At 46.9% G+C, this 26683-nt stretch carries 20 protein-coding genes; 5 read left to right on the top strand and 15 right to left on the bottom strand.

Translation table 11 applies throughout. The features are described 5' to 3' along the window. Nucleotides 1–90: 90 nt before the first annotated feature. The 3 genes from H70357_RS13760 to H70357_RS13750 form a co-directional block, all read right to left on the bottom strand. Nucleotides 91–3960, bottom strand: a complete 3870-nt coding sequence (locus tag H70357_RS13760) for a discoidin domain-containing protein (RefSeq protein WP_038590236.1) — start codon at nucleotides 3958–3960, stop codon at nucleotides 91–93. A gap of 583 nt (nucleotides 3961–4543) precedes the next feature. Continuing rightward, nucleotides 4544–6238, bottom strand: a complete 1695-nt coding sequence (locus H70357_RS13755; RefSeq protein ID WP_052092014.1) for a methyl-accepting chemotaxis protein — start codon at nucleotides 6236–6238, stop codon at nucleotides 4544–4546. Nucleotides 6239–6537: 299 nt separating this feature from the next. Next, nucleotides 6538–7416, bottom strand: a complete 879-nt coding sequence (locus H70357_RS13750) for a hypothetical protein (RefSeq protein ID WP_331281762.1) — start codon at nucleotides 7414–7416, stop codon at nucleotides 6538–6540. 140 nt (nucleotides 7417–7556) lie between these two features. Here H70357_RS13750 and H70357_RS13745 point away from each other — a divergent pair, with 140 nt between their 5' ends. The 3 genes from H70357_RS13745 to H70357_RS13735 all read left to right on the top strand — a co-directional run bounded on the left by H70357_RS13745 (nucleotide 7557) and on the right by H70357_RS13735 (nucleotide 12550). Further along, on the top strand, nucleotides 7557–8489 hold the full coding sequence (locus H70357_RS13745) for a zinc-binding dehydrogenase (protein WP_038590231.1): 933 nt from the start codon (nucleotides 7557–7559) through the stop codon (nucleotides 8487–8489). Between the two features lie 266 nt (nucleotides 8490–8755). Further along, complete coding sequence (locus H70357_RS13740) at nucleotides 8756–10270, top strand: peptide MFS transporter (protein WP_038590228.1); 1515 nt, start codon at nucleotides 8756–8758, stop codon at nucleotides 10268–10270. A gap of 57 nt (nucleotides 10271–10327) precedes the next feature. Continuing rightward, nucleotides 10328–12550, top strand: a complete 2223-nt coding sequence (locus H70357_RS13735) for an alpha-galactosidase (RefSeq protein WP_038590226.1) — start codon at nucleotides 10328–10330, stop codon at nucleotides 12548–12550. Between the two features lie 196 nt (nucleotides 12551–12746). On the opposite strand, the gene H70357_RS13730 is transcribed toward H70357_RS13735, so the two are convergent. From H70357_RS13730 to H70357_RS13685, 10 genes are all read right to left on the bottom strand, one after another. Continuing rightward, nucleotides 12747–13007 carry a hypothetical protein gene (locus H70357_RS13730; protein ID WP_038590223.1) on the bottom strand — a complete coding sequence of 87 codons (261 nt, stop codon included), beginning with the start codon at nucleotides 13005–13007 and terminating at the stop codon, nucleotides 12747–12749. Nucleotides 13008–13248: 241 nt separating this feature from the next. Further along, nucleotides 13249–13797 carry a histidine phosphatase family protein gene (locus H70357_RS13725; RefSeq protein WP_038590220.1) on the bottom strand — a complete coding sequence of 183 codons (549 nt, stop codon included), beginning with the start codon at nucleotides 13795–13797 and terminating at the stop codon, nucleotides 13249–13251. A gap of 143 nt (nucleotides 13798–13940) precedes the next feature. Continuing rightward, entirely contained in the window at nucleotides 13941–14387 is a 447-nt protein-coding gene (locus H70357_RS13720; RefSeq protein WP_063848045.1) for a GNAT family N-acetyltransferase, read from the bottom strand. A gap of 512 nt (nucleotides 14388–14899) precedes the next feature. Next, nucleotides 14900–15265 carry a VOC family protein gene (locus H70357_RS13715; protein WP_052092013.1) on the bottom strand — a complete coding sequence of 122 codons (366 nt, stop codon included), beginning with the start codon at nucleotides 15263–15265 and terminating at the stop codon, nucleotides 14900–14902. Between the two features lie 153 nt (nucleotides 15266–15418). After that, nucleotides 15419–15679, bottom strand: coding sequence for a hypothetical protein (locus H70357_RS13710; RefSeq protein WP_038590218.1), 261 nt, complete (start codon nucleotides 15677–15679; stop codon nucleotides 15419–15421). 162 nt (nucleotides 15680–15841) lie between these two features. Further along, nucleotides 15842–16234 (bottom strand): hypothetical protein, encoded by a 393-nt coding sequence (locus H70357_RS13705; protein ID WP_038590214.1) that lies wholly within the window; start codon nucleotides 16232–16234, stop codon nucleotides 15842–15844. A gap of 407 nt (nucleotides 16235–16641) precedes the next feature. Next, nucleotides 16642–18108: an amidase family protein gene (locus H70357_RS13700; RefSeq protein WP_038599484.1), complete on the bottom strand. Its 1467-nt coding sequence runs from the start codon at nucleotides 18106–18108 to the stop codon at nucleotides 16642–16644. A gap of 142 nt (nucleotides 18109–18250) precedes the next feature. Beyond that, the gene (locus H70357_RS37130; RefSeq protein WP_038590211.1) at nucleotides 18251–18481 is read right to left on the bottom strand and encodes a WapI family immunity protein; all 231 of its coding nucleotides are present in this window, start codon (nucleotides 18479–18481) and stop codon (nucleotides 18251–18253) included. 187 nt (nucleotides 18482–18668) lie between these two features. After that, nucleotides 18669–19727, bottom strand: coding sequence for a hypothetical protein (locus H70357_RS13690; protein ID WP_038590208.1), 1059 nt, complete (start codon nucleotides 19725–19727; stop codon nucleotides 18669–18671). Nucleotides 19728–19849: 122 nt separating this feature from the next. Then, nucleotides 19850–20707, bottom strand: a complete 858-nt coding sequence (locus H70357_RS13685) for a helix-turn-helix transcriptional regulator (RefSeq protein ID WP_038590205.1) — start codon at nucleotides 20705–20707, stop codon at nucleotides 19850–19852. Nucleotides 20708–20893: 186 nt separating this feature from the next. Between H70357_RS13685 and H70357_RS13680 the strand changes: the two genes are divergently transcribed. Continuing rightward, a complete protein-coding gene (locus tag H70357_RS13680; RefSeq protein WP_038590202.1) occupies nucleotides 20894–23173 on the top strand; it encodes a beta-L-arabinofuranosidase domain-containing protein in 2280 nt (759 codons plus the stop codon). Nucleotides 23174–23255: 82 nt separating this feature from the next. Beyond that, on the top strand, nucleotides 23256–24332 hold the full coding sequence (locus H70357_RS13675; protein WP_038590199.1) for a M24 family metallopeptidase: 1077 nt from the start codon (nucleotides 23256–23258) through the stop codon (nucleotides 24330–24332). A 37-nt stretch (nucleotides 24333–24369) separates the two neighbouring features. Here the strand turns inward: H70357_RS13675 and H70357_RS13670 are convergent, their stop codons facing one another. After that, nucleotides 24370–25068, bottom strand: a complete 699-nt coding sequence (locus tag H70357_RS13670; protein WP_038590196.1) for a Crp/Fnr family transcriptional regulator — start codon at nucleotides 25066–25068, stop codon at nucleotides 24370–24372. Between the two features lie 89 nt (nucleotides 25069–25157). Continuing rightward, nucleotides 25158–26657 carry a DUF4153 domain-containing protein gene (locus tag H70357_RS13665; RefSeq protein WP_038590191.1) on the bottom strand — a complete coding sequence of 500 codons (1500 nt, stop codon included), beginning with the start codon at nucleotides 26655–26657 and terminating at the stop codon, nucleotides 25158–25160. Between the last annotated feature and the right edge of the window lie 26 nt (nucleotides 26658–26683).

Raw genomic sequence — 26683 nt, 5'->3', positions numbered from 1 at the left:
TGTGTCGGCGGGAGGCGGCCCTGCTGTGAAACGGGCACTGCTAATGAAAGCAGCAGCACTCCGTTTCTATGGGTCTGTTCAGCTGGCTGTCTAAGGATTAACGTTGATCGTAAAGGTGGACGTATTATTTTTAATAGAAGTGACTGTATTGGTAATCTTCAAGTTGTTGAAGACTACCGAACCCATTGCCGGGCCTTGACCGGCTTCCGCCGATTCATTGGCCCAAATGCCCACTCCCGACTTGGCATCAAATGCGTCCCCGCTCTTCTGCGCACCGGAAATCGTAATATTGGAGAAGATTGTATCCGCGACAGGGAACTGCGGTGAAGAGCCCACATAGTTGGTCTGAAACATAATGCCGTGGTAAGTCGGATCGATAATGTCCACATCACTGACCCGGATGCCCTGGAACACCTTCGATGCCGAGAATACCCAGATGGCCGGGAAGGTCTGGCTGCCCCAGAAGTGTCCGCCTGCACGGACAATCGAGATATTCTGGAAGTTCGTCGGCGGTGAAGCGCCAAATCCGTTCATCGGATACCCGAAGTCCAGTGAGCTGATGGTAATCCCGGAATAGCATAACGTGTCGGCGATATAAATGTTGCGGAAGGTATTGGCATAACCGCCATAGACCGCCACACCGGCTGCACGCCAGGTCAGGATTGAGGTCAGATTCTCATAGACATTGTCCTTCATGTCCGAACCGCCGGAATCAATCGCCGAGAACAGTGCAAAGCTGTCATCTCCGGTGGCCCGCGCTTCATTGTTGGATACGAGATTGTTGGTGCTTCCGTTTGTCATATTAATACCGTCGGCAAAGGTATTGCGGATACGCGAGTTTTTGATCACCATGTAGTCGGTATTCGCACCCCAGAACATGCATACCTGATGCTCGGTCCAAATGTTGTCGATCGTAATGTTCGACACATTGGAGAAATCAAACACTTTACCGGGTCCGTCGATCCGCGAAGTATAATTGCCGAAATAAGCGAAGCCCGAGAAAGTCGATCCATTGGCGGAATCGGTGGCTCTGAATCCGACATCCGTATTGGACTGGCTGACTGGAGCATAAAACCGGGTGTACCACGGTCCTGCACCGACGATCTTCACGACTTTGCCGTAGACCTGGAACTTGCTTGAGGTCTCGTAAGTTCCGGCAGGCAGATATACCCCCACAAGGTTGCCGGTGTTATCCATACGGACTTTATCCAGCGCATTCTGCACATCCTGATGGCTGAATCCGGCAGGAACCGCATATTTAGCCGGGTCCGGATTGGCTATTGGCGACACCTGCTCCAGACTGATAAAGTCGATAGCATACTTCGAGGTGTTTGCCGCATCCTTTTGCAGCCTGATCGTGCTTCCTTCCGGAATGGTGCTGTCGAACATAATGTTCGCTTCATCATAGATATGGCGCGGGGAACCGGAGCCCGGGGAGTTGCCGGGACTGGTTTCCGGGCCGTACAACCAGGCGTATTTGGAGGTCAGGCTGATCGCCTTGTTGAACACTCCATTGACGTAAATGTTCAATGTGGCATTGGTTCCGTCACCGCTGGCCGAATCCGGAATGGAGAACCGGGTAACCAGCGTATTGGTACTGGCCTTTGTGGTAAATTCCACATAGCTGCCGGTCGTGTTCAGTGTTACCGCCCTCCGGCCCGAAGCTTCACCGGCCAGATCGCCGATGGTGCGGTTTGGGGCAAGCTTAACAGCTCCACCGCCGACAACACCATCCTCGGCCTCATACATGTCGTAAGGCATGTTCGCCCCGCGGCCGAAAAACAGCGGCTGGGTCTGAATATTGTTGGCCCGTTTCACCGGAAGCTCATTGGTATCCACGGCAATTTCGCTCTTCACCGTGTATTTGCCGTTCGCCGCAGTCCATGTGCCCAAAGTGACCGGAGCCGTTGTGGCACCGCTGGCGATTACTCCGTTGTAGGACCCGGTTAAGGTTTTGACCACGGCATTGGTGGTGGCATCAGTCACCGTCAGCGTTATATTATGCGCACCGCCGGCGGAAGCTGCTGTCCCTTGGTTTTTGATGGCAACCGAGAAGGTTACGGTATTGCCTCCGGCCGGATTTCCCGGGGTCCAGCTTACCGGAGATGCTAGCAGATCGGAGCTTGATACAGGTGTAACAGTAAGAGAAGACGGATGGGTGTAATTGTTGTTGCCTTCATTCAGTTCAATAACAGTGTTACTCTCATCCACCTTGGCGCCCAGTGCATAGGTGGCCGCATCTTGGGCACCGATGTTAAGCGAGACATTGGCTGAGGCTCCTGCAGCAAGTGCCCCTACCGGAGTCGTCCCTACCTTGGTCGTACCCAGATAAAAGCTGACATTTGTCGCTGTGGATGCTGCGGTTCCTGCATTTTTAATGGCTGCGGTTAAGGTGATGGCATCCGATTCCACCGGAGCAGAAGGGCTCCAGGACATTGCCGTCACCGTCAGATCAGGATTCGCTGCCGGCGTGCCGGTAATTTGAAATTCTGCAACCTGGCCGGCATTTGAACCGGAGTTAGTGGTGAACTTCAGTTGAAGTTCACTGGCCGTTGCCGTAACCGGAATAGTCACTGAATTGCCGCTGGCCGGATTAAAGGTATACAGGGTAGCCGGAACGAGACTTGTAAAGGTGGAGGTTGCCTGATTGTGTCCCAATACCTCAATCGTTTGGGTACGGGTTGCCCAGGCCGCCGCCGGATTCAGCTTCACGACGACAGAAGTAATGCTGGCATTGGCCCCAAGGTTGACGGTCAGCGTATTCGGATAGCTGGCAGCCCCGCCTTCCCAGTAAGTGGTGACATCGCCGTCATTCGCATGGCCAGGAACAAACGTAAATATGGATGAGGAAGCATTAATAGTTTTGCCGATGGCCAGATTCAATCCTGGACCTGTGCTTGGTGTAGCTGTAGGTGAAGCCGTTGGTGTTGGCGTAACCGTTGGTGTGGCTGTAGGCGTTGGTGAGGGTGTTACTTTTGGGGTTGCTGTCGGTGTGGTTGTTGGAGTTGGTACGGTTGTTGGTGTCGCCGTAGGTGTGGCCGCCGGAGTAAGAACCAGATGATCCATATTAACATTGCCGGTATCTCCGGAATCGTATTTATAGGAAATTGTATTGTTACCGGCAGAGAGAGTCAATATTTCATCTTGTATGGACCAAGTGTCCCAGTTCGCCAGATTGGGAAGCGAAGTCTGCTTAACCTTTGTTCCGTTCACGTAGACACTTAATGTTCTGGTGCTGCCTGAAGCATTGGCATACCTGAGCGAAACATTGTAGCTGCCTGCAGTGGCAGCAGTAACCGTAAAGGCTGTGGTTGCACCTTGTACGAGATATCCGTCCACAAATGCCGAGCCTGTATAGCCAGTATGGTCGGTGTTTGTCTTGGCTCCACCAGATAATGCGGCAGCTTCCGCTTCATAAGTGCCGGTTGGCGTTGGGGTCGTCCCATAGACCTCGATCTCTGATACCTGTGCTGCCTGCCAACCCGTATTTGCGGTAAAGTTTAATTTGATGTATCTGGCGTTTGCTGCGGTAAAATTAATGATTACCGTGTTGGAGCCGCTTGACGGATTAAACGTATAACTCGCCGATGCCGCAAGGTTGCTGTACGCAGAATCATTCGTGCTGCCTTGAACAGCTAACGTCTGCGTTCTTGCCTCCCAGGCAGCAGGCAGCTTCAGCACCACCTGGTTCACATTGCTGCTTGTGCCCAGATCTATCTTTAGCCATTGCGGAAAAGCATTGCTTGCACTTTCCCAATACGTCCCTTGATTGCCGTCATTGGCATTCGCCGCCACATAAACGTCGCCGACCGAGCTTGCGGTAATTGTTTTGCCCTGCGCCAGATTGGCCGCCGCAGAGCTTACAGCCGGAAACAGCACCAATTGGCCTACAAACAACGCAACAATCAAACCATAGATGAGGAATGTTTTCCTGGCAGATGCCTTGTCTCCTGTTAACATACACAACCACCTTCCAAAATGTTATGGATCATGTTAAAGAAAGCGCATTCACAAACAATTTGTTTCCCCCTTCACCTCCTTGATTCAAAGGCTGCCCTCCTGCCCGCACTAATCCAATTTCAATTAGCCAGCTGCAGCGTCTCCCAATGCTGTACATCCACAACAAAAAGCACGATCTACTCCTTGCGCAAACATGCAGAACTACTAGCCGCAATCGCAAGATACCCTGACCGAACTCGGAGACTGACTATTAACTAACTAATTATGGTAATAATATAAGATATAACTAGATTTTAACCAATGGCCGTTTCTATGCTTAGTATGTGCAATATTACGTTCACATTAATTGTTATTCTTTTCTATCTAGCCAAAATGGTTGGATAGCACACTTGTAATCAGTTCTCGTTCTTTAAGAGATAGCTGATCCATTTATATATAGCAGCATATAAAAAAAGCGACCCCGCTGTTATCCGGCAGGGTCAAGGTCTATTGTATGGGGGTCATGTGATGAATATACCGCCTGAAGCTTAAAACCAAATGAAATGAAGGTAAAGATTTGCTGAAGAGCGTATTTCCAGTCAAGCTACACATTAAACCTTGCCACCAACCCCTGCAAGCCTTGCGCCAATGTGTTCAGCGCACCTGCCGAGGAAGCGATTTGTTCTACAGATGCCATCTGCTCCTGTGAAGCTGCCGACACCTGCTGCGTATTCGCAGCTGTGGTTTCCGATATTTGCGTGACGGTGCGGATCGACTCCACAATCTCTTCGGTAGCCGCCGTGATCTCCTCGACCGCTCCCGACACCTCCTGAACCTGTCCGGCCAGAGAATCGATCGAAATGCGGATCTCCCCGAAGGAATGTCCTGCTTCTTCAATGATTTCCGTACCGTCCTGCACCTCGGCAATGCTGCTCTTCATCACCAGGACCGCATCATCGGCATCGGACTGAATCCCTGCCGCCATCTCGGCAATAAGATTGGCCGATTCTCCGGATTGCTCGGCCAGCTTGCGTACCTGATCGGCAACAACGGCGAACCCTCTGCCCTGTTCCCCGGCACGCGCCGCTTCAATTGTTGCGTTCAGCGCCAGCATATTGGTCTGCGAGGCGATGCCTTGGATGACCCCTACTATGCTGCCGATCTCCCGGGATCGTTTGGCAAAACCAAGCACCTGCTCGGACAGCGACCCAATCGACTGGTTAATCGAAGCCATCTGGCGGGCGGCCGCCTGCAGCGACTTGTCGCCTGCCATGGCGAATTCATTAGAGCGTAGTGATGCATCGGAAATATCCTGCACACTTGCGGCGATCTGCTGGATGCCGGCCGACATTTCAACAATCGTCGTCATGTTGGTCTGCAGATCATTCATTTGTCTCTCCGAACCGGAAGCAACCGTACCCATAATGCCGGCGATCCGTTCCGTAGCCTCGGCTGTCAGCCCGCTGTCGGAGGTAAGCTTGACGGAGGAAGCCGCCAGACCATCCGCTGACTGGCTCACCTGTCCGATGATCAGACCGAGATTATCCGTCATTTTATTGAAAGCAAGTGCCAGATCACCGATCTCGTCCTTGGTCCGGACTGTCAGCTTGCGGGTCAGGTCGGCATCTCCTTCGGCAATCTCCTGGAGTTGTTTATTTACATCACGGATCGGTTTAATAATCTTGCCGGACAGCAGCAGTGCGATGAAGATAGCCAGCAGAACCGACAAGCCCGTCACGCCAAAGCTGATACCCATGGCCGAGCTGCGGTGCTCCGCGGACTGACTTTGCGCATGCTGGATCTCCTCATTCAGCGTATTCTCGAAGACCAGCTGCGAAGCAATAATCGTATCCAGCGAGAGATTCGTGAACTCCTTTTGCGCATTCGGGAAATTTCCTTCCTTGGCTAAAGCGAAAGCATTTTCCAGCACGGTCAAATAGTTGCTCCATTCACTTTCGAGACTCGTAATCCCGGCAAGCTCCGCTTCATTGAGGCCCGCATTCTTAAGCACGGTTATCGCCTCGGTAATCTCCGGAATCATTGCCTCATAAGCGGTCAGATAGGTGGTTCTTTCCTCATCTGTATTACTCATCACATATCTGGCGCCGAGCCCGTCCGCTGTGCGGATCTTGTCCGTCAGCTGCTGAACGAGCGACAGCTTGCTGTAATTGCGGTTAATCTGCTCGGTGAGCATGGTAACCTTGCCTTGAAACAAGGTGTTTCCGGCGATTGCGGCGATGAATACGAGAATGACCACTGCGAAGCCAAGTAGTATTTTTGCGCGAATTTTTGTAAACATAGGTGTTTCCTCCATATCCGTATGTATTCTTTGCTGATGCAACCACACTATATCTGTTATGTAACCAGTAGCTCGGGGCCGCCTCTTCCTATGTATTGCTAAACATTTCCTCTGCCCTTATCCTATCTCCCCAGCCTTAAGCTGACCTGAGTTTGAACTGAATGTTCGCTTAAAGTGCGGAGGTGATTGAATTTTGCGATTCAGCGCTTAACAAAGAAACGGACACCGTCCTTTGTAGGATGGTATCCGTTGATAAGAGAAATATAAGACTGATTTGTTCTAACATTGAAGCGATCACACTAGGCTTGACATCCCAATTGTTTAAATACCATTCGGGCAGCATCATCAACCGGTAAAAAAGCCTCAATTCTCGGATGCATATGATGGCTTGTGGAAATATGAATTTGCTTGTAGCGAATAGGAACCCACTTACCTGTGTTGCCCATTTCGGCTAAAATCATTTTATGCTGCTCAAGCTCATTCCTCGTGTTGCCGGGCTGCTTGTTCCAGTATTTATTGAAGTCGTCGTATTTCTGAAGTTTTCGGATGCCTTGTTTATACCAAAGCTCGTGCCTGGAATAGATGTGCATTGTTTTGTAGGCTTGTATGCCATCGATAGCATGTGATTCCCACAATTCGAAGGATGCTGCATCGAAAGTGGAACGGGAACGAACTGGGAATTCAGAATTGAAATGAAGATCCGCCATATTGAGGTCCTTATAAAAAGCCGGATGAGCAGGCAGATCGAATAGTTGGGAAAATGAATCATTAACACCTTTGATAGCTAGAGCCTGGTCGACGATCATGGCCGGCAATGGCAGGCTGCTCATGATCTGCCTTGCTTCCTCAAGCGCTTGCTCCCAAGCCTCACCTTCAAGTCGCTGATGGAATGGGAGATAACCGGCAGCTACCAGCAGATCATTTTGTTCAATGGATGTGCACTCAAGATAGGTAGCAATACGAACAATCATTTGACGATCCGGAATTCGATGTGAACGTCCCGTTAATAAGTTCTTATAAGTAGGGCAAGCCATATCGTTAAGCTCCTGCTGGTTAAAACGTTTCAACAACGGATGGGATTGATTAGCATAGGCTTGTTGACGTTTTACACGAAGACTCTCTACCTCAGCTAAAAGATTCTTTAATGTTTCAACCTGAAGGTTCTGATCTTTACGCATAGTCATTATTCTCCAAATCCTTTACAAATAATGAGGTGTAGTTCTACTCTTGGTGCGAGAGTTATTGTACAGTATACTCCATTATGAAAACGGGGAGCAATGTTCAATCTGCTTCTAATTACATCCATGGAGGAGATTATATGGTTCGCGCAATAGTTACAGACTCACTGGCAAAAGGATATTTTGCCATCAAGGACGTCGCTGCTCCTCAAGCTCAGCCTTGGGAGGCGATCGTTAAAGTACACGCCTTCTCTCTTAATCGGGGTGAAGTTATAGACGCAAGGAATGAGGCCGAGCAATTTCGCCCAGGTTGGGATTTTGCCGGAACCGTCATTGAGCAAGCCAGCAATGGCACAGGTCCGAAACAAGGAAGCCGTGTTGTCGGCTTGCTTCCGCTGGGCGCATGGGCTGAGCAGGTGGCGGCACCCGCTTCATTTCTGGCAGTAATACCGGATAACGTCAGCTTCGTCCAAGCTTCCACTTTACCTGTAGCGGGCCTGTCTGCACTCTATACCCTTAGAAAGGGCGGTATGCTGCTCGGTAGAAAAATATTGATCACTGGCTCCACTGGAGGAGTGGGGATCTGGGCCCATCAGCTAGCCGCACAATCCGGGGCTTTCACAGTAGGTGTAGCCAGAACAAAGGAAAAAGCCCTGGTTGTCCGGGAAGCTGGTGCCAACGAGGTTTTGGTTGGAGATGCAGCGATTTCAGCGGCCCACTCTTTCGGGCCTTATCATCTCATTGTGGATTCGGTGGGTGGCGATACGCTGGCTGCCTTAATGCCCCAGCTTGAACCAGGAGGAATCATCGTTTCGATGGGACATTCGTCCTCCCCTTACTCCACACTTAATATCAGGGGGTTGGGCGGCAGAACCTTGTATAGCTTCTTTTTAGGGGAGGAAATTAACCGCTATTCACCTGCCAGCGATTTAAAATTGCTAGCGGATTTACTTTCAACAGGCCGATTAACTCCCCGGATTGAAGTGGAGACATCATGGGAGAACATTGGGGAGGTATCCGAAGATTTATTAGAACGCAGATTTTCCGGTAAAGCAGTGCTTTTAATCAATTAGCATTTGTATTCTTTCCGAATGAATAGTACCGCTATTTAAATGCAAAGGATGCCCCGTCAAGCGACAGCTCGGGTGCATCCTTTTTTTGTAGAGACGGCCTTGGTGCGTTCATCGAAGTCATCGATTATGCGGGAGAAACGGATACCTCCGCGATAGGTAATAAATGTCCACCTATCCCAACTATCCGCTACCGTTTTACAGAAATGAATCTGCTATATTTTAAAAGGGAAAGCGTTCTCAGAAATACGCAGAAAGAAGGAAGAACCATGAGCGATGAAAGCCATACGAACATGAATCCCAGAAATAAATCGTTGGAGGAGGTACTGGACGACAAGAAATTTTTGGGCCACCCAAGAGGTGTAGGCGCTTTGGCAGCGGGGAACTTTTTTAATTCATTTGCTTGGGGAGCCTTGTACGCGATTTTAATTTTTTATCTCTACAGTCCATACATGAAAGGGTTAGGCTTCACACAGGGTCAGGCCGCATCTATGATTGCGGCAATGGGCGCCTGCAACTCCATATTTGGCATTTTGGGAAGCTGGCTGGCTGACCGGGTATTGGGCATGCGCAAAGCTTTGATTATTGGCAACATAGTGAAAGGGATGGCATTTGGTGTTTTGGCCATTCCGGCTTTTTCTCTAACACAAGGAAGAATATTTGCATTCATCGCATTGTTTTTGATGTCGCTTCCAATTATGGGGGCAAGCAACGCTTCTTTGACCGGCCAGCTCTACCGCAAATCCGACAGCGGAAGACGGGACGCCGCCTTTACCATTCACACGATTGCCAACAATATTGCCGGTCTGGTTGCTCCACTTCTGGTCGGCCAAATCGGAATGAAAAATTTCCATCTGGGATTCTTGATCGCGTCTGCGGCTGCCTTCCTGTATGGTGCGGTGATTTTCTTTACACAACACAAATATTTTGGTCCCTTGGGCGAAAAGCCGATCAAACCTCTTGAGGAAGGGAAGTTCAAAACATTATTGACCCGTTTCCTGATCATTATGCTTATCTTTATAGGCACCATTGTGGTTTTAGTCATTAACGGTGTGATGTCCTTCCAGGGAGTATTAAACATCATCACTTCAGCCACTTTTATTATTCCGATTGCTTTCTTGACCAATCTCATGAGGAAAAAAGATTTAACCGCCCGGGACAAAAGACGGTTGAAGCCCTTCCTCAAATTATTCTCAGCCCAGATTGTGATGGCGCTTTGCGGAACCATGCTGACTTCCACTGTGGCGATTTTTATCGATCAGAAAATCAATCGTCATATTTTTGGAATTGAAATTGCTCCAGGATCAGTGGGAACCATTTATACCATCTTCGGCTTGGCCTTGTCCCCCGTCTTTGTCTGGCTGTGGACCAAAACACGCGCAACCCATATTCGCACCACTTATAAATACGGATTAGGTATATTGTTCTCTGCTTGCGGCTTCGGCTTGCTGACCATACCGATCATTATGTTTAAGGATCAGGCCCCCTACAACCTGCTTTGGATGGTGTTCTACTATTTGTTCCTTACGTTCTCCGACAATCTGGTTTGGCCCATCGGTTCATCGCTTGTAGCTAAATTGTCGCCCGATGCTTACGATACGCAGATGCAAACCGCTTGGGGTCAGGCGGGCACGATCGGCAACGGAATAGCTTTGATTCTGTTCACCTTCTATCAAACGGCTGACGAGCAGGTCAACTTGTTTCCTATTATGACGGGACTTCTGTTCATGACGGCTCTGCTCATCTTCCTCTTTTCCAAAAATATCGAAAAAGATATGGACTAATAAACCCCAGTGTTGACAATTTCAATTGTCAGCACTTTTTTGAAAGGAGTTTTCCCCATGCCTGTGATCTACCATGAAAAAACCAAGCAATTTCACTTGTACAATGATGATATCAGTTACATCTTTTGCGTCATGCTGAATCAGCAGCTTGGCCATTTGTATTACGGCAAAAGGATTCAGGACCAGGAGGATTTCTCCCACCTGCTGGAATGGGGGTTTCGCGATATGTCTCCCTGCGTTTTTGAAGGAAATCCCAAGTTTTCCCTGGAGCAGGTCAAACAGGAAGTTTCGGTTTATGGTGCAGGCGATTTAAGAAGCTGCGGGCTTCATGTGGTCCAGCAGGATGGCAGCAGCACCACTCATTTTGAGTATTTAAGTCATCATATCCTCCCGGGCAAACCTTCACTTGAAGGCCTGCCCGCAACGTATGTCGAAGAGGACAATGAGGCCGATACCGTGTGTATTTGTTTAATCGACAAGACTCTCTCCTGTCAGGTTGAACTGCAATATACTCTCTTCAACCAGTTACCTGTATTAACCCGATCTATGAAAATAATCCATTCAGGCACAGAGAAAATCCGCCTTGAAGCCGCTATGAGCTTCAGCCTGGAGCTTCCGGATAAGGAGTATGAAATGTTGACCTTAACCGGTGCTTGGGGGAGGGAGCGGCATATTCAGAATGTTCCTCTGCACCAGGGTATTCAAAGCATATACAGTCTGCGGGGGCACAGCAGCCACAACTATAACCCCTTCATCGGGTTGAAGCGAAAGGAAACTACGGAGTTTCTCGGCGAAGCAATCGGATTCAGTTTAGTGTACAGCGGCAATTTTTTGGCTCAGGCTGAAGTAGATACGTATGATGTAACCCGTATAATGATGGGCATACATCCGCATGGCTTCAGTTGGGTTTTGGAACCCGGAGATAGCTTTCAAACGCCGGAGTCCGTGTTGGTGTATTCTGATAAAGGCTTGAACAGGATGAGCCAAGTGTTCCACGAGCTGTATCAAACACGGTTGGTCCGAGGCTTCTGGAGGGACAGAGAGCGCCCCATCCTAATCAATAACTGGGAAGCCACCTACATGAATTTTGATGAGGACAAAATACTTGGACTTGCCCGCGCGGCCACCGGGCTTGGAATCGAATTGTTTGTTCTGGATGACGGCTGGTTTGGCGAACGTAATACAGACACAACCTCTCTCGGGGACTGGTACCCCAACAAGGTCAAGCTGCCCAACGGCATCTCCGGCCTTGCCTCTAAGATTACTGCAATGGGGCTGAAATTCGGCCTTTGGTTTGAACCGGAAATGATCAGCAAAGCAAGCAAACTTTATGAGAAGCACCCGGACTGGTTATTATCCGTCCCCTACCGTACGGTGAGTCCGGGTCGAAATCAATATGTCCTGGACTTGACGAAGGCCGAGGTCATTGATTACTTGGATCAGACCCTCAGCCATCTGTTAGCCGGCTCTGATATCTCCTATGTGAAATGGGATATGAACCGCTCTATGTCAGAAGTGTTTTCCCAAGGAAGGGAATGTGATTTTCAAGGAAGGGTTTACCATCAATACATCCTGGGGATATATGAATTGCACGAACGGTTAACCAGTAAATTTCCTGAGGTCTTATTCGAGTCATGCGCCAGCGGAGGTGGACGATTTGATCCGGGGATGCTGTATTACTCGCCGCAGGGATGGATTTCCGATAATACAGACGCCGTCGAACGGTTAAAAATACAATACGGCACCTCCATGGTATACCCGCTCAGCAGCATGGGGTCCCATGTTTCCGCGGTACCCAATCACCAGACATCCCGCAGCGTTTCCCTGAATACCCGAGGCAGTGTCGCCTATTTTGGCACCTTTGGCTATGAGCTCGATATCAGCCTGCTGTCTGATGAAGAAAAAGCAACCGTTCAGGAACAAATCACCTTTATGAAAAAGTACCGTGGTCTCATGGCGCGGGGGACGTTTTATCGGCTGGCCAGTCCCTTCCAGGGTAATGAAACAGCATGGATGGTCCGATCCAGAGACAGAAGCCGGGCGATCGTCGGCTATTACCGCATTCTTACGAAGGTAAACGACGGCTATCGGCGATTGAAGCTTGCCGGACTGGACCCTCATAAAAAATATCGCATCGCCCATTTAGGCGAACACGGCTATTTTGGGGATGAATTGATGGAGATCGGTATTGTTTTAAATGACCATACATCTGGCGATTACCATTCCAAGGTGCCAAGAGGCGATTTTCTGTCTCGCATTTTTATTTTGGAGGCAGACTAGTAGCAACCCGCATCTGCAATAAGGAGGTCCGGTAAACCAATGAAATGGTTTGCCGGACCTCCTATATATTTTCCATATACATGTTCGAAGTATTAGACTGACTCCCATATAAAACCAGCGGAAGTCTTGTTCTGGAAAATAAAATCCTGAACTCCCGCTGGTTTATTAAGCTATCGTATCCCGTTAAATCGTCTAACTATTTCCCTCTTGCAGCATCTTTAATATAGCTCTTCGCTTCGGCTAGGGTTAATTGTATAGATTTAATAGATACATCTAATTCTTCTTTAGTTGTCTCATTGTATAGTTGCTTTTCACCAAGTGAATTAAGCCCCCCAATCAATTCGTCTCCTAAGGAAGGGATTCCACTCCCAACCTCAATTATGGAGAAATCATTGTCTTCGGTCTCTACAGCAAAAAATCCTAAACGCCTATACTCTACATAAACTCGCCCCTTCATTAATCATTCTCCCTTCACATACTGCTCTTTAGTTGAATAGCGGCAAATTTCTAAAAGGGATCTACCGCTATAATGTGCTAAAGGGATCACTGGTACATTTCTCTCCTGCGTTCGCCACGGTGTTGTGCGTATATCTGCGTGGTTGAGGCTTTCTCATGGCCCAGCATCCTTGAATTCGTTTATCAGCCTTATACAGATGCCATAACTCACTTACCTTTACTGCTTGAACTATCGTCTCCCGTTAGCGTAAAGTGACATGGCTTTGTTTATAATACTCGATAATTGAAGCATGTGGAATCTCGCCTACCTCTCCTACCAAGGTACGAAAAGCCATGCCGTGTCCAGTAATTATCACCTTTTGAAATTCGAGATATTTGTTAATCACCTTCTCCATGCGGTTCTTCAGTAGTTCTTTAGACTCCCAAAGCTTGGTTACCCCAGGAGGATAGACTCCATGATTAGCATCATAATCATCCCCCAGTTCTTTAAGCTTCTCCAATGAATCATATTCAAATGTTAAGTCAGGTTGCCATTCCCTTAAATCGAATTCAACCATTATTTCTAAACCAAGTTCCTTTGATAAAATAGCGGCCGTTTGAAGTGCTCTTGGGTAAGGAGAAGAGACAACAATTTCAGCTTCTTTTAAACGTTCGTCCTTTGCTGTCAAATATACTTGGTTAACCCCTTTATTCGTAAGAGGAACCATGTCCCGGCCATGTCCCTTTAATTTGTAATGTTCATTTATGTCCCATAGAGGTTCACCATGGCGAATGAGATAAAATTGCGTCATTAAAAATCCTCCACACATCACATACCGCTCTTAAATCCATTTCTAATATACTCATGGCATTTATTGAGCTAACGTTTCTTATTAGTTGAACGACCGCTGCCAGTAATTTACTGACAGCCATATTTATTTACTAAGGGGATCCTTTAATTAAGTTGTAGAAAACGAATAATTTCACCGTCAATTATTTCTTCGCTAGCCCTCTGAAATCCCAAGGATTCATACAGGTTCCCAGCAATCAAGTTGTCGGGTCTGTGCCCGATCATTAATCTATTACAACCATTTTGACTCATAAGATCAATTAATTTTTTCATTGCTTTTTTGCCAAAACCATTCCCTTGATGATTCTCATCAATCATGAGTGCAGGTATCCAATGGTTACCGTCTTCGTCGGGGGTTTTACAAAAGACAATAAATCCGACTAGCAACGCCTCTGAATATATTGCGCGCAAATCAAAATCATGAAGAAATTTAGATTCTGCAATCCAATAAACAACAGGAGCTGGAAAAACACTAGTTTGTTCTTGCTTTACATTTAACTTGGTACAATCGTACCAGTTCTCAATTGATACCGGCTTTAATTCAATAACCACATGAATCCCTCCAAAATTTTGATATCACAGAGGAATTCCTCTGTGATTATAATTGAACTTCCTCCGTAACAACCACGACAGCAACGATATTCTTCATACCACACCACTCCCTTCAATAATGGGAAACACATCCAATAGTATACTACTAGTAATACTTTACGATTGGTATAAAACTGTTATAAAAAAGATATCTCGAGTCCTGTCGCTTAACAAGTGACACGAGATCTTAAGGTGAATAACATCTTCCTCGATTAAAAACTTAGGAATATCAGCCTCATATAGATGCCACAACTCACTTAACTTCATAAGAAAACCTCCCCTTAGAAGCTATTACATCTAGGTTTGCTTCTAAAGGGAGGTTTTAATCTTCTAACCTGCTTGAGCTAGTGCTAATTATTTGTTATTAATTACGCTTCTTACAATACTAATTGGTGTTAAAGACCTCTCTGCTACCTCTTCCAATGTCATACCAGTCTCATAATATCTCTTGATTACCACATTCATCGGTTCGCCTAATTCAATAATATATTTATCTGGTCATATACTCTAACTACTCTTTGTCCCCAAGGTTGTTCAAATATGTCATGAACGAATTCAATCTGATGATCTTTAAGTTTTTTGTAGATCTCATCTATGTATTCCACTTCAAAATACAGTTCAATTTGCTGCTTCCCGCTACCTATTAATTCGATTTCAGCCTTGTTATCTCTAAATATGTTTTGATGTGCTACGTCCTTCCTCCATATTGAAAAGCCACCAAGGTATCCGATATTGACACCATAGTCTATCTCTACTTGTTGGTCTAAAATCTCTTCATAAAACATCCGTGAAACTGCTATATCTTTAACAAATAAAACTGATGAGATGAATTTAATCAATTTTTTCCTCCCATGTTTTAATATATGCTTTCAAAAGATTCGCCTAACAGCTAATCTGCAAACTTCGCATATTCTACATAGTTGAAGTATTCGCGAAATCATTAAACTAACTGTCGTTTTTTTCATTGAACTAACGTTTCCGTTAGTTGAACGTTATATAATAATCTTCTCTGCTGAAGCATTAGTTAAATTCTCGATAGTAACTTTCATACAGCTTTCCACTGTATCTGTTAATGAATTTGTAGAGTAGAGAACTCCCCAAAAGCCCTTCTCCCCTATTATCTCGCTTATTTCTTCATCATGTTCAATCCATTTGAAGACCTGTGATGTAAATAAACCATCCTTAGAGCGTTTAATTATCTGCGCTTTATAGACCCCGCTTGGGGATATGATTTCCTTAATTACACTTTCCATTACTGTTCACGCCTTTTCTGAACTATCCTACCCGTTAGTTGAATAATGAATATGTTACTAATTGTCTTTTGTTTTCTAAAGAAATTTACGATTAATACCGTATTTCCGTCCGCGTTTTCAACTAACTTGGGGGAGGTATGGAAAACTATCGAAGTGGCATTATCAATCAGGGAAAAAGATTTCGCCGTCGTTGCTGCTAACATCAAAAAATCCTACCTTGTGTTTTATAGCCAAATTCCGCATCGTAGTATATGCTTCCTTAGCTACGGAATAAGCGAAAGCCGCATAGATGACGGCGGAGCCCAGCGAGTACTCGGTTAACCGGTTTTCAGTTCCGGCTTCCTCCATAGCTTCAAAAATTTCATCATCTACATTCATATTGGGAAAATCCTCCGATAGCTTACTGTACAAGCGGTGCAACGACTCTGAGCAGACAAAAGGATCATTATATTCATGATTTTCCGACCATTGTACTTGCTGCTCAAACCAATCCATAAACTCCTTTCTTTCCCTCGGTGCCCTGGACGGCTCGAAAACCATCAAATCATAGCTCATTTGAAGTCCTCCTAGATAGATTTCACTTCTATCATGGTGTTGAACGCTTGCCCCGCATCTTCCACCACATTTCCCTGGAATTATATGCCCGATTCGCAGATCAAATGTAGCGAAATCTGTCATCTATGCTACGGTTCACACCACTATATCTAACAAAAAGTACATTTCAAATTTCGGCGGAGTGATATGAAAATCCTCTATTTTTTTAACAGAGGATCATATCGTTCACCCTGCTAAACTGCTCTCTAGTTGAATAGCATACAAAACCTCCCCTTAGAAGCTATTCCATCTAGATTTGCTTCTAAAGGGAGGTTTTAATCTGCCAGCATGCTTGAGCTAGTGTTTCTCGTTTGTTTAATCTTCTACCGTAAGATAAGAAAATGGGAAGCTGCCTACATAGTTCCCCTTTAGTTGAATATAGGTTTTTTGCGATGTTTTGTTATTTGTTCAAAAGAATAAGCTATGCGAATTAAGGTAGGTTCAGTAAATGCTTTTCCGGCAAAAGTAATGCCAAATGGTCTGCCGTTTGCTCCATACCCTGCGGGGATAGCAATAGATGGATAACCAGCTTTGGCACATATATCCGCTCCAATATAAGCTGGAAACATTATCGCATCTAACTGATAACTATTTATCGCATAATCAATTCCTTCGTTCTGGGCTAGATATAAATCCATAATAGATTCCATGATATAGTCCTTATTTTTCAAAGGATTGGTTAACCCCTCCCGGAATTCTAATATATCTTGACCGTATTTCAGGGCTGCATCTGCATACTTTTCATTCCAATTGATGAGTTCGGACAATGAATGAACAGGCATATGTGCCGGGAGACGCTGCAAATAATTCTCCACTCCATGATTGAATTCTAAATTCATCTTGTTCCAATGCCATGGACCATGAAACGATGGAATGTCGATATTTTCTACTACTTCGGCTCCTGCTTTTATCAATTCGGAGACTGCTTGATGAAATAGCTCCTGATTATATTCACCAGATTCACGCAGGGAATCTGGTACTTCACAAAAGACCCCAATTCTCGCTCCCTGTAGTCCATTCTTGTCCAAGAATGATGTGTAATCCTGTATAACATGGTCATTACGCCAGGTTGCTGGGTCGTGCTCATCCCTCCCAGCTAATGCGTTAAGCAGAACTACCGCATCTGAAACCGTCCTTGCCATCGGCCCTGCTGTGTCTTGTGAATAAGAAAAAGGAATAAGTCCTGAGCGGCTAATTAAGCCGACGGTCGGTTTGATGCCGACAATAGACATCTGTATGGCCGGACTCAGAATTGAAGCGGAGGTTTCTGTGCCTATCGCCGCTGCTGCAAAACTCATGGCCACCGCAGCTGCGGATCCCGTACTGGATCCGCCTACGAAAAAATCACCATAGGGGTGCGCGACCTGCCCCCCCTTTGAACTATAACCTGCCCACATTGTCGAGGAAATACCGTTGGCCCATTCTGTCATATTCGTCTTGCCCAAAATGATGGCCCCCGATTCTCTTAATCGGCGAATCAGGAAAGCGTCCGTCGTACTTACATGCTGTGCTAGTGCTAAAGCTCCCGCACTGGTACGCATCTTGTCTCCGGTTTCGATATTATCCTTAACGAGAATCGGTATGCCATGAAAAGGTCCTCTACTCCCCTTGCGCTGACGTTCTATATCAAGTGCTTCTGCGATGAAAATGGCATCGGGGTTAATTTCCATGATGGAATTTATGTGAGGGCCATCCTGATCATATTTTGCGATACGTGATAAGTAGCAAAACACTAATTCTTTTGAAGTAAATTCACCTTGTTCCATCGCGTTTTGTAATTCATATATACTTGCTTCTTCTATATTTAAATTCATCAGATTAAAGGGAGACTTCATATTCAAATCACGCCCCATCAGAAGTATTATATTGTTTATTGCATTCAATAATACCACGATGGATAGACAATATGACCAGGATAAAACAAACATAATTAAACTATCCCACGATAAAGTTCCACAAAACTGCCCGTTAGAATGGCTACTTAGGACATATTCCTTTCATATCCCCATAGTGGTTAACGAATTGTTTCAATCCGTCGAGCGTCTCCACAAAAAAGCTTTGATCGCTTTCGATTTCAAATATTAACTCATTGCCCTCGTGTGCAAACTCCTTGAAGTAACCTTCAATGATGACCTGCCCTCGCTTGTTAAACTTAACTTCTAGCTTTAGGTTCACTTCAGAATTTATCAATGCTGCAATAGTTCCCACTCTTAATTTCTACAATTCCTCTGACATCATATCCACCAAAATGGCTTGTCATGTTCGGAAAACCGAATGCCTCTTCTATGGTGATTTGTACAAAACAGCCCTTTTTCCCTCGTACTACAAACTCATGCACTTTAACCAGCTCACTTAATTGGGATTTTCCGCTTTGTTTAACTATATTTGCTCGTTTTCACTCCGCAGCAGGCAGCAGGTCTTGAACGGAAAACTTATTGGACGTGCTGCTCCAGGGTTCCGGGAATGCCCGGTCAGGATAGATTGAGTCGAAAAAGGAGTAGCCCAGCGGATCATAGACTTTTAGCTCTTCCCGAGTATTAACTGGCCCTCTAACCCCGTCCCAGGTGCCGTCCTTGCTTTCGGCCATTACATTAAACCAGATTGTCGTTAATGTGGCGAAATACTCCTCGTAATTGGAAATCGCGTAGGTATGCGGCCAAAGTCCGCTGGCCACGGCATGCTCATAGGCGTTAACCAGTTGTCTGGCTAAAGTCTGATCCTCCAGATTATTGATCCCGATTAAATGGATCGCATGCCCGAATTCATGGGCCAGGATGGACTCATTGAGGTATCGGGTCTGAATCTCTCCATCTCTATACCGCATGATGTTTTTTTCTGACACAGAAGTCGTCGGAATTTGCGGCGTTCCACCGAAGCCTTCTACAGGACGGGTTAAAAAGTCCGCTCCGCCGCGATGCTCCGGTATATCATACGCGTCCTCCTGCAAACCGTAAATAGCCAGAGAGGCTTGCAGCTCTTCCAGCTTCCGCGCTACCTCCGGCCTTTTGCTCAACATCACCTCAATCATTGCACAGGCTTGGTCATGCACCTGATAACCGACATGTGAAGAGGATTTAATGAGAATTCCAGAAGAGGTTCTGGTAAATCTGGTGTAGTAGTTCTGCCACTTTTTTATTATACAGGGTTGGTTGACCGTTACTGCGCTGCCCTGTCCTTTTTGCCCGACAACGGTAAGCTTGACCTTGCCCAAATCATTATGCTGTATGGGATTCAGCAGGTACAGCGTTGTTCGCCGCTTGGACGCCTCATACACACATCTAGTATCCCAAGCCTCCTTATCCTCATTGGCGTAAATGGGCACATTCACCCCGTTTAGCTCAACCAAAAAAGCATTTGGATCTTGTGCAACTTCCGCCCCATCATTCCAAACCAATTCAATCCGGTGCGGATCAATAAATTGGGCCGCCGCTATGTGCAATTCACCATTCACCATTACATATGCCCCCCTCACAATAAATGGTATCGCTTTCTTTTCAATGATAGCATGATTTCTTTTTCACTACGGTAGCCCAAACCATAGGTTAAGTGGACAACGCAACACAAGTATGGCTCTCTTCATTTTTTATTGTAATGCTTGTTAAAAAATGTTTTCCTGTATTGGGTGGGAGTGATGCTCTCATATTTTTTGAACAAACGCATGAAATATTTTGAATCCTCGTAACCCACCTCCGAGGCAATTTGCACAATGCTCAAATCTGTTTCCGTTAGCAACTTTTTGGCATGCTTCAATCGAAAGGTAATGATTTGCTCGGAGATTCCGATCCCGGTATTCTCTTTGTAAATTCTCGACAGATAGCTTTTGTTGTATTTGAAATGATCAGCAATTTTATCAATCGTAACGTCATCAAAAGCATGTATCCGAATCCAGTCCTGGATCGGCTGCAGGCGGTTGCCGTTAACATTTTTCCGGGTCAGCACACTCAAGATTTCGGAGGTCAATTCATGCAAAAGGCAGCTTAAATAAGCATTCAGGTAATTATTCCGCTTCTTTTCCTGATATAAATCCAGCAGTTGATTGAACATGACATGAAATCGCCTGGAGTCGATTTTGTTGGTGTGCACGGGCAAGATAATCATGTCATCGGCATTGTTAACATTGAGCTCCTGAATAACCTCTGTCTCCGTATGGATACTCAGATTTACCGATGAAAAATGAAGCCAGTGGAATTTCATCCGACCCTCACAATATTTGATTCCCTTGTGCCGAGTATGCGGCGGAATGACCAAGATCTCACCCGATTCTATGGCGTAGGGAATATTGTTGCACTCGATGTAAAGCGTAGACTCGATGGGACTGATGATTTCATAACTGTCAATGACCCGTTCGGTGTGAATCCAGGGCTGATTGGTGATGAAAGTGCCTGCGGACAAAAATTGTGCATGCTCCGTGTATTTCTTATCAACAAAATACATGACTGTGACTCCTCTCAGCATTAGACATAGCTCCGTGAAATCCATAAGCGGGCAAGTTCAACCCGGCAATCATCCCGATAGTAGTAAATATAATCCACCTATTCTTTTTTTCAACTACTTACACTGATTTTTATTTCCTGTACCATTAATCCTGTGAAAGCGATTAAATGTCAAGGAGGAAAGTACATGTCGGTTAAATCCAGTGATCAAAAAACGGTCCAACAAGACATAGAGGCCTTGCATCTGGGGAATTTGAAAACTGTAGAGTTTGATGTTGTTTTGCCGACCGAGGGCAAGCATGGCTCCACCATTACCTGGTCCTCAAAAGATGACCGTTGGATTGACGGCTCTGGGAAAGTGCATCAGCCTGAATATGGAAAAGGGGACCGGATCGTTCCGCTAACCGCAACTTTCCAGTACGGGGAGGCAAGGATGGTTAAGGTTTTTGAGGTGAACATTCTGGAGGAAAAAAACAAAACCCAGGTTGGAAAAATCTTTCCCATACACATTCAGCAACAAGTGAATACAAGATTTTGCCTGCCCTCTGTTGTGTCTATTCAAACTGTAACCGGCGATGTCATTGGCCATCAGGTCAATTGGCTTGGGGGAGCAGAAAGACTTTATGCTGAGATCGGGGAGGAAAAAGCGGCTGGCCATCTGACGGACACGCTTTACGAGGTAACAGCGACTGTCATCGTTAAGGAGACCATCGAGAAGAAGAGTGTCAGACAAGCCTTGCTGCATGCCTTTCCGCCGAAGAAGGTCAGCCTGCTTGGGCCATCTAGATTCAAAACTGCGCAGGATCGGAGACTGGCCTTTCTGTTGAAGGTTGACGATGATCAGATGCTGTACAATTTCAGGAAGGCGGCTGGGATCGATACCCTTGGGGCCGATGAGATGATCGGCTGGGATTCACCCGACAGCTTGCTGAAGGGACACACGACTGGACACTATCTGTCGGCACTTGCTCTGTGCTATGCTTCAACGGGCAACGGGCAGATTTACGGTAAATTGACTTACCTGATTGAAGAATTAGATAAAGTTCAACTTGCCTTTGATGCAGATGACAGATACCAGTTCGGCTTTATTAGCGCGTATTCGGAGGAGCAATTTGATCTGCTGCAAAAATATGTGCGCTATCCGGCAATCTGGGCACCTTATTACACCCTGCACAAGATTTTTGCCGGCTTGCTGGACAGCTATCATAAAGCCGGGATTCAACTGGCGCTGACCATTGCCGACAAGCTCGGCGACTGGGTGTACAACCGCTTGAGTGCACTGTCGCATGAACAATTAATCAAAATGTGGAGCATGTACATTGCGGGTGAGTTTGGGGGGATCAACGAGTCACTGGCTGAGCTCTATACGTATACTGACAAAGAAAATCATATTAAAGCGGCCAAGCTGTTTGATAATGATCGCTTGTTCTTCCCGATGGAGCAAAAAGTAGATGCCCTGGGAGCCTTGCATGCCAATCAGCATATTCCCCAGGTAGTTGGAGCAATCAAGATATTTGAGGCAACGCAAGAAAAAAAGTATTATGATATCGCCCAGTTCTTCTGGCAGTCGGTTGTAAACTCCCATATTTACTCGATCGGCGGAACCGGTGAGGGTGAGATGTTCAAGCAGCCTAACAAGATCGGCGCCCATCTGACGGAGCATACCGCCGAAACATGTGCGTCCTATAACATGTTAAAGCTCACCAAACACCTATATGCATATGAAAATGATGTGTCTTATATGGATTATTACGAAAGAACCATGTTGAATCATATTCTTGCGACAACCGACCATGAATGTCTGGGAGCAAGCACCTACTTTATGCCCACCAGCCCCGGCGGGCAAAAGGGCTATGACGAGGAGAACTCCTGCTGTCACGGTACAGGTTTGGAGGCCCATTTTAAATATACGGAAGCGGTTTACTTCGAGGATGCGGACGCTTTATATGTTAATCTCTTTGTCTCATCTGAGCTGGTGGATGCGGACAATGGACTGCATGTGGTGCAAATGGTTCCTGAAATCTTTACGGGAGAGATCACGCTGTCCATCCTGGCCTTGAAGAAAACCCGTTTAAAGATCCGCAAGCCTTACTGGCATCAAGGAGATGTCAAGATTGAACTCAATGGTGAGCAGGTTGCTTTTACCGAAAAGAACAGTTATGTCACCTTAACCTGTGACTGGTGCAAGCAAGATAAGGTAACCATTCGGTTTTTGCCGGAGCTGCGGTTGGAATTCACTCCCGATAAGAACGACACTGCCTCCCTCGCCTTTGGTCCCTTTATTCTGGCGGCTGTATCCACCCGCAAAGACTTTTATGAGTTGCCCCTACACCAAGGAAATGTACAGGAGAAGATGGAACGAATCACTGGTACCAACCGGTTCGTCTTCAAGGAGACGCAGCTTGAATTTGCCCCTTTGGCAGAATTAAACCATGAGCAGTATCATTTGTATTTCAAAACCATTTGACAAGAATGAGATCCGTGGAGCAGTGCAGTACTGCTCCTCTTTCCTGTTATCTACAAACGATAGAGACAAAGGAGAAGGTAAAGTGAGACGAATTGAAAAGCTGTTGAGCACAATGGAGGAGGAAAACCTTCCGGCCTTATACATCAGCAATCCCAAAAATGTCCGTTATCTGTGTGGTTTTACTGGTGAAGATTCCGCTTTGCTGTTAACCCAACAGGAAGTTTTCTTCCTCACTGACGGCCGTTATGTGGAGCAAGCCGCCGAGGAATTGCCCGGCCTGCTCCAGCGTGTATGCTGGCGCAAGTCTTTAATGGATGAAGCAGCGGAAATCATCAACAAGCTAGATTTTCCGCGGGTCGGCTTTGAAGGTGCGCATTTGAGCTACAGCGATGGAGAACAGTTCAAATCCTTGGTCAAAGCGGACACGCGGGCTGTAACAGGCTGGGTGGAGAAATTCCGCGAGGTCAAGGATGAAGAAGAGCTTCGGAGTACCCTTGAAGCTGTACGTATAGCTGACAAGACCTTCATGCATATTCTCAACTACATTCGTCCGGGAGTCACCGAGCTCGATGTGGCGACAGAAATGGAATACTTCATGAAGCGGAACGGCTCGGAGAAGACGGCCTTCCCCACCATCGTGGCATCCGGTATCCGCTCCTCCTATCCCCACGGTGAGGCCAGCCATAAAGAAATCGAGCGGGGCGACATGGTGATCTTAGATTTTGGAGCAACTTACGAGGGTTACGTTTCCGACATCACCCGAACCATTGCCGTTGGTCAGCCGGATTCACGACTTGACGATAGCTATTATCTGGTGCTGGAAGCACAAAAAGCAGGACTTCGCGCAATCCGTTCCGGAATGAAAAGCAAGGAGCTGGATTCGATCATCCGGGCTCCCTTTATCCGTGAAGGAATGAATGCCCATTTCACTCATGGCGCCGGTCACAGCATCGGATTGGACATTCATGAAGCCCCTTATATCAGCTCCCGGTCGGAGCATAAGTTTGCAGAGCATACCATTATGACGATCGAGCCGGGATTATATTTTCAGGGGGTTGGCGGAGTGCGTATCGAAGATGATATCCTTGTCAAATCAGAGGAAAGCTGTACATTAAGTAAATCACCGAAAAGCGATTTGCTTGTACTACCGTTTTATTGACAGATTCAAATCAACCCATTCCGCTCTCCAATCCCGTTTATTCATATAAATTCCCGTTCGCAAGCCGGGCCAGCTTAGCTTCATCCAGCACACTCAAACGGCCCTGTCTGCGTTCAATGATGCCATCCTCAATGAACCGCCGCACAATCCGGTTCAAATGGCGGTAGCTCGTTCCGAGCAAATCCGCCGTTTCCGTAAGACTTGCTGTGCGGAGCTCCTCCACACGATGCCCGCCGACGCTGTCCGCGAACATGGACATCAGATAGCTGGCAAACCGGTTCTCCACCGGGTAGAGCAGATTCAGCGCGGAGGTCTGGCCGAGCGTATACAGCTTGTGGCTTAGCTCTCCTACCAGAAAACGCAGCAGCGCCGTGTTCTCTTCCATTTCTTTCAGCAGCAGCTTTCTGCCGGCCACCAGCAGCAGGCTGTCCCCAACAGACTCCACCTCATTTTTAACCGGATACTGCCGCAGTAGCTCCACGTCCCCAATCACGGACATCGGTCTGGCAAACCGCACCAGCATCGATTTTCCGTTGGGGAGCAGCGTGTGAATTTTGAGCTTCCCTTGGACCAGGATGAACATGCTCTCCAGCCGGTCTCCGACCGAGCAGACCGCTTCCCCGTCGCCGTACCGCCGCAGCTCCATTCTTTCAATGACCTCAGTGCTGAACATCTCTTCCAGCCCGTTCTTCCCGGCCAGTGTACGGACAGCCTCAAGATCCAATATTGTGTTCATTCCGTGCTTCCTCCTTGACCTCATGCTGGCTTCAATGTACCACAATATATAGTAGAGTATAACCCGTCCCCGATTTCAAAATAAAGTCTCTATTCCGCGAAATATTGCTCCAGGGCCTGCTTCGCCCGGTATTTGGAAACATTGAAGGATGGCCATTCTTGTTCAGCAATTGTGTTGCTCTGCCACTTGTCACGCAGGTTCTGATCCAGCAGCCCATCCTCTTTCTTGCTGAATTCAATCAGCTTCGGGACCGCATCCCAGGATAGTCCGCTCAAATAGGCAGCATCCAGCTTGCCGCTGGCTTCATACCGTTCCATATTTCTGCCGGCAATGATCCCGTCCATCCCAATATAATTCATCAGCACGTACGCAAGCAGACCAAGCACAATATAACATTTGGCCAGCGGGAAGTTAACCCGGCTAATCCGCACCGCCGCAATGACCAGCAGCAAACCAAGAAAGATCATAAAGGCGTGCACGAGAAAGCGGATATAGGTATAGCCGTAGGCTTCCTCATACAGCGCCAGACGGGAGTAGGCAGAATACAACATAACCATGGAGCACAGGACCAAGGTATAGAGCAGGACGTTAATGATCTTTTTCAGCGTTTTCTTCACTTCCCCTACGGACAGCAGCGACAAGAGCAGAATCGCAAAGTTGATGGCTGTAACCAGAATCAGCTCGAAAAATCCGCTCCGGGCATAGTCAGCATACGTGCTGCCTTCCGGCAAAACTCCATCCCATGCACCAAAAAAATATGAAAACTGCACGCTGACAAATAACACATACACGGTATTGATCGACACAAGGATTGTGGTGATAATTACCGGATCAATGGAAATGGTGAAGGGTTCACGGACCGGCTCGCCGTCCAGCGGCGGCACGCTCCAGTCATAGTGTTTAGGATCAGCGAACCCTTGGGCAAAACCGAACAGTCCCATTCCGAGCAGGATGATCCATAAGATGCGGGCTAAGCCGTCACTGAATGAGATCCGCTCCAGCAGCGCCGGGACGTCCGCCAGTATCTCATGAAATACACCGTCGGCTGAAGAGAGCAGTGAGATTACAATCAGCAGCAGCGGGCAGGAGATGAGCAGTCCAATCAGCACTTTGACCAGCACCTGCTTGCGCTCCCCTTGCAGATTCCTGCCTCCTGCTTTTTGGATAATCTTAAACACCGTAGGCCAATGCCGCAGGCTCTGGGCAAAAAAGTGCTCCGCCGCAGCCCCAATCAGTGCTAACCGGCTCCAGGACGGAAGGCGATAGCTCAGCATATAGGTCATATGTAAGAAAATCAGCGCCGGAATCACCAGGAAATTCAGCCCGAAGAAAAACCAGTTTGCAAACAGTGCATACGTCAAGGAGAGCAGAAATATGGCTCCCAGCCAAACATAACTGAACCAAGTGTTCTTACGCAACCTATCCTTGGCAACATAGAGCACAAAGATATAGAGCAGGCATACAAAAATCGGTACAGAAACGCCTGCCATCTGGCCGTAGAACAGATACTGATGCACGTCAGCCAGCAGAAATGCAGCAATTAATGCGTAAAGCGGCCGCATTGCTGTAACCGCATTTTCATCCTCCATGGTAAATCCCCCCATTATCTTGCTTT

The sequence above is a fragment of the Paenibacillus sp. FSL H7-0357 genome (genome assembly GCF_000758525.1).
GTDB lineage: Bacteria > Bacillota > Bacilli > Paenibacillales > Paenibacillaceae > Paenibacillus_AQ.
The sequence above is the reverse complement of the archived record's forward strand: the minus strand, read 5'-3'. Positions and strand labels throughout refer to the sequence as shown.